The organism is Sphingomonas sp. (assembly GCF_035758555.1).
Classification (GTDB): Bacteria; Pseudomonadota; Alphaproteobacteria; order Sphingomonadales; family Sphingomonadaceae; genus Sphingomonas_B.
On record NZ_DASTXI010000072.1, the window covers coordinates 1 to 6104 of the forward strand.

Annotated in this window: 7 protein-coding genes and 1 pseudogene; 6 read left to right on the top strand and 2 right to left on the bottom strand. The window is 67.0% G+C overall.

Translation table 11 applies throughout. The annotated features are described in order from the left end of the window. Nucleotides 1-560, top strand: a pseudogene (locus tag VFT73_RS04525) (DUF938 domain-containing protein); the annotation flags it as partial. Between the two features lies 1 nt (nucleotide 561). On the opposite strand, the gene VFT73_RS04530 reads toward VFT73_RS04525, so the two are convergent. Then, nucleotides 562-1512 (bottom strand): DUF2167 domain-containing protein, encoded by a 951-nt coding sequence (locus tag VFT73_RS04530; RefSeq protein ID WP_326408974.1) that lies wholly within the window; start codon nucleotides 1510-1512, stop codon nucleotides 562-564. Between the two features lie 146 nt (nucleotides 1513-1658). On the opposite strand from VFT73_RS04530, the gene VFT73_RS04535 reads away from it, so the two are divergent. Beyond that, nucleotides 1659-1814 carry a hypothetical protein gene (locus VFT73_RS04535; RefSeq protein WP_326408975.1) on the top strand — a complete coding sequence of 52 codons (156 nt, stop codon included), beginning with the start codon at nucleotides 1659-1661 and terminating at the stop codon, nucleotides 1812-1814. On the opposite strand, the gene VFT73_RS04540 is transcribed toward VFT73_RS04535, so the two are convergent. After that, nucleotides 1811-2719, bottom strand: a complete 909-nt coding sequence (locus tag VFT73_RS04540; protein WP_326408976.1) for a DMT family transporter — start codon at nucleotides 2717-2719, stop codon at nucleotides 1811-1813. The two genes, VFT73_RS04535 and VFT73_RS04540, sit on opposite strands and share 4 nt — an antisense overlap. A 158-nt stretch (nucleotides 2720-2877) precedes the next feature. On the opposite strand from VFT73_RS04540, the gene VFT73_RS04545 reads away from it, so the two are divergent. From VFT73_RS04545 to VFT73_RS04560, 4 genes are all read left to right on the top strand, one after another. Beyond that, a complete protein-coding gene (locus tag VFT73_RS04545; RefSeq protein ID WP_326408977.1) occupies nucleotides 2878-4374 on the top strand; it encodes a CoA-acylating methylmalonate-semialdehyde dehydrogenase in 1497 nt (498 codons plus the stop codon). Nucleotides 4375-4377: 3 nt separating this feature from the next. Further along, nucleotides 4378-4764: a RidA family protein gene (locus VFT73_RS04550; RefSeq protein ID WP_326408978.1), complete on the top strand. Its 387-nt coding sequence runs from the start codon at nucleotides 4378-4380 to the stop codon at nucleotides 4762-4764. Further along, the gene (locus VFT73_RS04555; protein ID WP_326408979.1) at nucleotides 4761-5255 is read left to right on the top strand and encodes a hypothetical protein; all 495 of its coding nucleotides are present in this window, start codon (nucleotides 4761-4763) and stop codon (nucleotides 5253-5255) included. The genes VFT73_RS04550 and VFT73_RS04555 overlap by 4 nt, the downstream gene beginning before the upstream one ends. A gap of 42 nt (nucleotides 5256-5297) precedes the next feature. Further along, a partial coding sequence (locus VFT73_RS04560) for an acyl-CoA dehydrogenase family protein (protein ID WP_326408980.1) occupies nucleotides 5298-6104 on the top strand: 807 nt, incomplete at its 3' end.

Here is a 6104-nt window from a genome sequence, read left to right on the forward strand (position 1 = left end):
CGCGCAATCGCGAGCCGATCCTTGCCGTTCTCCGCGATATCCTCCCCACGTCCGGATTGGTCCTGGAAATCGCGAGCGGGACCGGCGAGCATGTCCGCTATTTCGCCTAAAACCTGCCGCATCTCGAATGGCAGCCCAGCGACCCCGATCCCGACGCGCTCGCCTCGATCGCCGCCTGGAGCGACGGCGTCCCCAATATCCGGCCGCCACTCCGGCTGGATGCCGCCGCGCCCGAATGGCCGGTCAGCCGCGCCGATGCGATTCTCTGCATCAACATGGTCCATATCAGCCCCTGGTCGGCGACAGAGGGCCTGTTCGCCGGCGCCGCTCGCCTGCTTTCGCCGGGAACGCCGCTCTATCTCTACGGCCCCTATCGGCGGGACGATGTTCCCACTGCACCCAGCAACGAAGCATTCGATGAGTCGCTGAAGGCCCGCAACCCGGAATGGGGCTTGCGCCGGTTGGGGGATATGATCGCGCTTGGCGATCGAACCGGCCTTCGCTTTGAGCGGCTCGTCGAGATGCCGGCTAACAACCTGTCGCTGGTGTTCAGGCGCTGACCTATTCCGCTGCCTGATCCCCATCGGCCTCGTCATAGACTGGGTCCGGCTCGCCGCGGCCGAACAGCGATTTGATTTTGCGGCCGGCAAGGGCGAACCCCGCCAGTAAGACGACGATCAGCTTCTTGCCGACGCCCAGCATGATCGCCAGCAGCCCCAGCTTCTTCGCGGCGACGACGCCGACGCCGCCTGCGACCAGACCGGCAAGACCGTAATCGGCCAGCTTGTCGGTGCCGGGCTGGTAATCCGCATAGCGCGCGCCGGTATCGAACGACGCGGTTTGCGCCAGCGTCGCGGCGCTGGCACGGGTCTCGACGAGCTTCGACATGCCGGTCAGCAGATTGAGGCTCAACACGCCGGTGCGGCCGAGCAGGCGAACGTCGTAGTTGAGCGAATTTTCCGGCTGGCCGCTGAATGCGATGTTGCGCGCCCAGACCATCGAATGCGATCGGGGATCATAGGACGGCGGCTGCGCCCAGCCGACGATGTGCTGTTCGGGAAAGCCCTCGGCCTTGCGACGCTCGTTGATCTGCGGTTCGCTGTCCTGCCACCCGCGCAGGACCTCGTCATAGTCGGTCGTCTTTGCGTCGTCGTCCTTGACATGGCCGGTCTCCTCGTACGTGACCACGGCGCCCCAGGTGTCGTCGTACGGCGTCTTGCCGGCCGGGATCACCAGACCGAGCACGCCGTCCGCGGCTTCGGACGGATTGCCCCAGGCTTCGACGAGCACGCGCCGGGCATCGTCGGCGGGCAGGAAATAATAGGCCTTGCCGAGGTGCAGCGTCGCATGGGCGGTGGGCACTGCCACGTCGCCCGACTGCGGATGCAGCGACTCGAGCAGGGCCTTGGCCTTGGCGATCGCCGCCTGTTCGGCGGCGGTCGGCGCGTTGGCAGCGACAGCGATCTGCGGCAGCATCAATGCGGCCGCGACGGCCAGCAGCTTGGTTTTCATCGGCTTTCCCCCTGTGCCGTTCAGATGACACGCGATTGCGGCATCTGTCGAGCCCTCCGCGGTGCCGACAGCCCGTTAGTGATCTTTCGCTGCCGGCGGACGAAGTGCGGCTTTCCTCGCCCGTGCCCGGCTGTTAGGACTCGCGCATGAAGTTGGCGCTCGCAATGGTGCTTCCGGTGCTTGCCGGTGCCGTGTTCTTCTCGCTCCACCTGCTCCCGGAAGCGGTCGGCGTCGGCCTGGCCTGCGCGCTGATTTCGATCCTGCTTGCGATGACGGACAAGCCGCTGCGGCCTGAGGATTAGTCCGTCGCCACCGCGCCGGCAGTGCGTTCGCGGTGCAGCTTCTGCTCGCGATAGACGATGTAGATGCCGCTCGCGATGATCAGCGGCGCGCCGAGCCACAGATGCGGGCTCGGCACCGTCGAAAACATCAGCCAGCCGATCAGCGCCGACCAGACCAGGCTCGAATAGTCCATCGGCAGCACGACCGACACCGGGGCGAGCCGGAGCGACGAGGTCAGCGCCAGCTGAGCAAGCCCGCCGAACAGGCCCAGTGCGAGCAGCAGGCCGAAAGTTTCCGCGTCATGCGCCTTGCCTAACACCGGCATCGCCAGGCCGAACGGCACCGCCGACAGGATCGTGAACCAGAAGACGGTGGTGCTCGCGCTCTCCGTCCGGCCGATCTGGCGCAGCGTGATGCTGACGCCCGACACCACGATCGCGGCCATCAGCCCGACGGCGACGCCATGCGGGGCAAGGCCGCCGCTGCCCGGCCGGACCACGATCAGCACCCCGACAAAGCCGAGCAGCACCGCGCTCCAGCGATGCCGGCCGACCGGCTCCTTCAGTACCAGCGCTGACAGGATCGTGGCGAAGATCGGCACGGTGAACAGCAGCACCGTCGCCTCGGCCAGCGGCAGCAGCAGATAGGTGAGGAAGTTGAGCGCCATGCCGGTCATCCCCAGCACGGTCCGCCACACATGCGCCCAGGGCCGCCGTGTCTTCACCGATCGCAGCCCCGGCCCGGCCGCGATTACGCCCAGCACCAGCGGCAGCGCGAGCGCCTGGCGGTAGAACAGGCTCTCGAACAAAGTCACGCCGCGCGCGGCCGCCAGCTTCACGATCGCGAACATCGCGGTCAGCGTCACCGCCGCGAACAGGCGCAGCAGGATTGCGAGGAGGCGACGTTCGGCGGGGGCGGATGTCACGCCGCGTCCCTTGTCGCCATTATGCGAATAGGGCTAGGGGCATGGCCATCAAAACTTTGTCATGCCGGACTTGATCCGGCATCCACCTTCCCTTCTCTCCGAAGAAGGTGGACCCCGGATCAAGTCCGGGGTGACGCTTGGCGTAAGGACGGAACATCATGCGCGATATCGATCATCACATCGTCGGCGGCCCCGGCGGTTCGGCCAGCCGTTTCGGCGAGGTGTTCGACCCGAACTCCGGCCAGGTGCAGGCGCGGGTCGCGTTCGGCGACAGGGCCGCGCTGGATCGCGCCGTCGCCGCTGCGCAACAGGCGCAGCCGGGCTGGGCCGCCACCAACCCGCAGCGCCGAGCCCGCGTGATGTTCCGCTTCAAGGAGCTGGTCGAGGCCAATCTGGAGGAACTCGCCCACCTGCTGGCGTCGGAGCACGGCAAGGTGATCGCAGACGCGCGCGGCGACGTGCAGCGCGGCCTGGACGTGATCGAGTTCGCCTGCGGCATTCCGCACGCGCTGAAGGGCGAATACACTTACGGCGCCGGGCCGGGCATCGACGTTTATTCGATGCGTCAGCCGCTGGGCGTCGTTGCCGGCATCACGCCGTTCAACTTCCCGGCGATGATCCCGATGTGGATGTTCGGCGTCGCGATCGCGGTCGGCAACGCCTTCATCCTGAAACCGTCGGAGCGTGATCCCTCAGTGCCCGTCCGCCTCGGCGAGCTGATGGTCGAGGCCGGCGCGCCCGAGGGCATTCTCCAGGTCGTCCACGGCGACAAGGAAATGGTCGACGCGATCCTCGACCATCCGGCGATCTCGGCGGTGAGCTTCGTCGGCTCGTCGGACATCGCGCACTATGTCTATCGGCGCGGCGTCGAGAACGGCAAGCGCGTCCAGGCGATGGGCGGCGCCAAGAATCACGGCATCGTCATGCCCGACGCGGATCTGGACCAGGTGGTGAAGGACCTGTCCGGCGCCGCCTTCGGCTCGGCGGGCGAACGCTGCATGGCGCTTCCGGTGGTCGTGCCGGTCGGCGAGAAGACCGCGAACGAGCTGCGCGAGGCGCTGATCCCGGCGATGGCGGCGCTCCGCGTCGGCGTTTCGACCGATCCGGACGCGCATTATGGCCCGGTGGTCAACGCCGCGCACAAGCAGCGGGTCGAGAACTGGATCCAGACCGGCGTCGACGAAGGCGCGGAGCTGGTCGTCGACGGCCGCAACTTCTCGCTCCAGGGCCATGAAGGCGGCTTCTTCGTCGGCCCGTCGCTGTTCGACCACGTCAAGCCGACGATGCAGAGCTACAAGGAGGAAATCTTCGGCCCCGTCCTCCAGATCGTCCGCGCGCCTGATTTCGAGACGGCGCTGCGGCTGCCCAGCGAGCACCAATACGGCAACGGCGTCGCGATCTTCACGCGCAACGGCCACGCCGCGCGCGAGTTCGCTGCCCGCGTGAACGTCGGCATGGTCGGCATCAACGTGCCGATCCCGGTGCCGGTCGCCTATCACACGTTCGGCGGCTGGAAGCGCTCCGCGTTCGGCGACATCAATCAGCACGGCATGGAAGGCGTCCGCTTCTGGACCAAGACCAAGACAATCACCCAGCGCTGGCCGGATGGCTCGGTCACGGGCGAGAACGCGTTCGTCATCCCGACGATGGGTTAGGCAGTGGAGCGCCGGCGCACTGCCTCCGCCTCGCCGTACGAGGAAACGATCGGCTTTTCCCGCGCGATCCGGGTGGGGAACCGCATCCTCGTTTCGGGCACCGCACCGGTCGAGGCGGACGGGTCGTCGACGCCCGGCGATGCGGAGGCGCAGGCGGAGCGGTGCTTCGACATCATCGTCGGCGCGGTCCGGCAGTTGGGCGGGGCGCGGACCGACATCGTGCGCACGCGGATGTTCATCACCGATCCGGCCGACGGTGAGGCGGTCGGCCGCGCGCACGGCCGCCGCTTTGCCGATGTGCGGCCGGCGGCGACGATGGTCGTGGTTTCGGCACTGCTCCGCCCCGAATGGCGGGTCGAAATCGAGGCGGAAGCGTTGGTCGGCGAATGACCAGGCTGCTGATCCTCCCGCTGCTCGCGCTCGCCGCGTGCCAGGCGAACGCCCCCGACAACGCCGCGAACGACGCCGTCGCCGCCAACCAGGCGAACGCGCCGGTCAAGGATATCGAGACGCTCCCGCCCGACGAGACGGTGGTGGAGCCAGAGAATGAAGAGACAGCCGAAGCGACTGGCGAGGCGCACATTCCGGACAGCATGCAGGGCCGCTGGGGCCTCGTCCCGGCCGATTGCACCTCGACCAAAGGCGACGCCAAGGGGCTGCTGACGATCGACGGCGATACGCTCAAATTCTACGAATCGCGCGCAAAGCTCACCAAAGTCGTCGGCAATTGGCCCGAAAAGCTCAAAGCCGAATTCGCCTTCACCGGCGAGGGCCAGAGCTGGACGCGGACCGAGACGCTGTCGCTGACCAACAGCAGCAATACCCTGATCCGCGAAGACGAGGAGCTGGCGCAGCCGCTCCGCTACGCGCGGTGCAAGTGAGGCTCTGGCGGGCAGCCCCGCGCCTCTGCTAGGCGCCTCCCCATGACTCAGTTCGACCTGACCGACGATCAGCGCCAGATCCAGGAGATGGCGCAGAAGTTCACTGCCGACGCGATCACGCCGTTCGCGGCCGAGTGGGACGAGAAGCACATCTTCCCGCGCGACACCATCAAGGCCGCGGCCGAGCTCGGCTTTGCCTCGATCTACGTGTCGGAGGAGATGGGCGGGATCGGCCTCGGCCGGCTGGAGGCGGCGCTGATCATGGAAGCGATGGCCTATGGCTGCCCGTCGACGAGTGCCTTCATCTCGATCCATAATATGGCGAGCTGGATGATCGACCGGTTCGGATCGGACGCGGTGAAGCAGAAATACCTGCCCTCGCTCGTCACGATGGATCGGATCGCCAGCTACTGCCTGACAGAGCCCTCGTCCGGCTCCGACGCGGCGGCGCTGAAGACCAAGGCAGTGCTGGACGGCGATCACTATGTGGTGACCGGGTCCAAGGCGTTCATCTCGGGCGGCGGCCAGAACGAAGTCTATGTGACGATGGTCCGCACCGGCGTCAAAGGGCCGAAAGGCATCACTTGCCTGGTCATCGAAAAGGACATGCCCGGCGTCAGCTTTGGCGCCAATGAGCGCAAGCTCGGCTGGCATTCGCAGCCGACCGCTCAGGTCAATTTCGACGGCGTCCGCGTGCCGGTCGAGAACCGCGTCGGCGCCGAAGGCGAGGGTTTCCGGATCGCGATGATGGGCCTGGACGGCGGCCGCCTCAACATCGGCGCCTGCTCGTTGGGCGGGGCGCAGCGCTGCCTCGACGAGGCGGTCAGATACACCAGGGAGCGCAAGCAA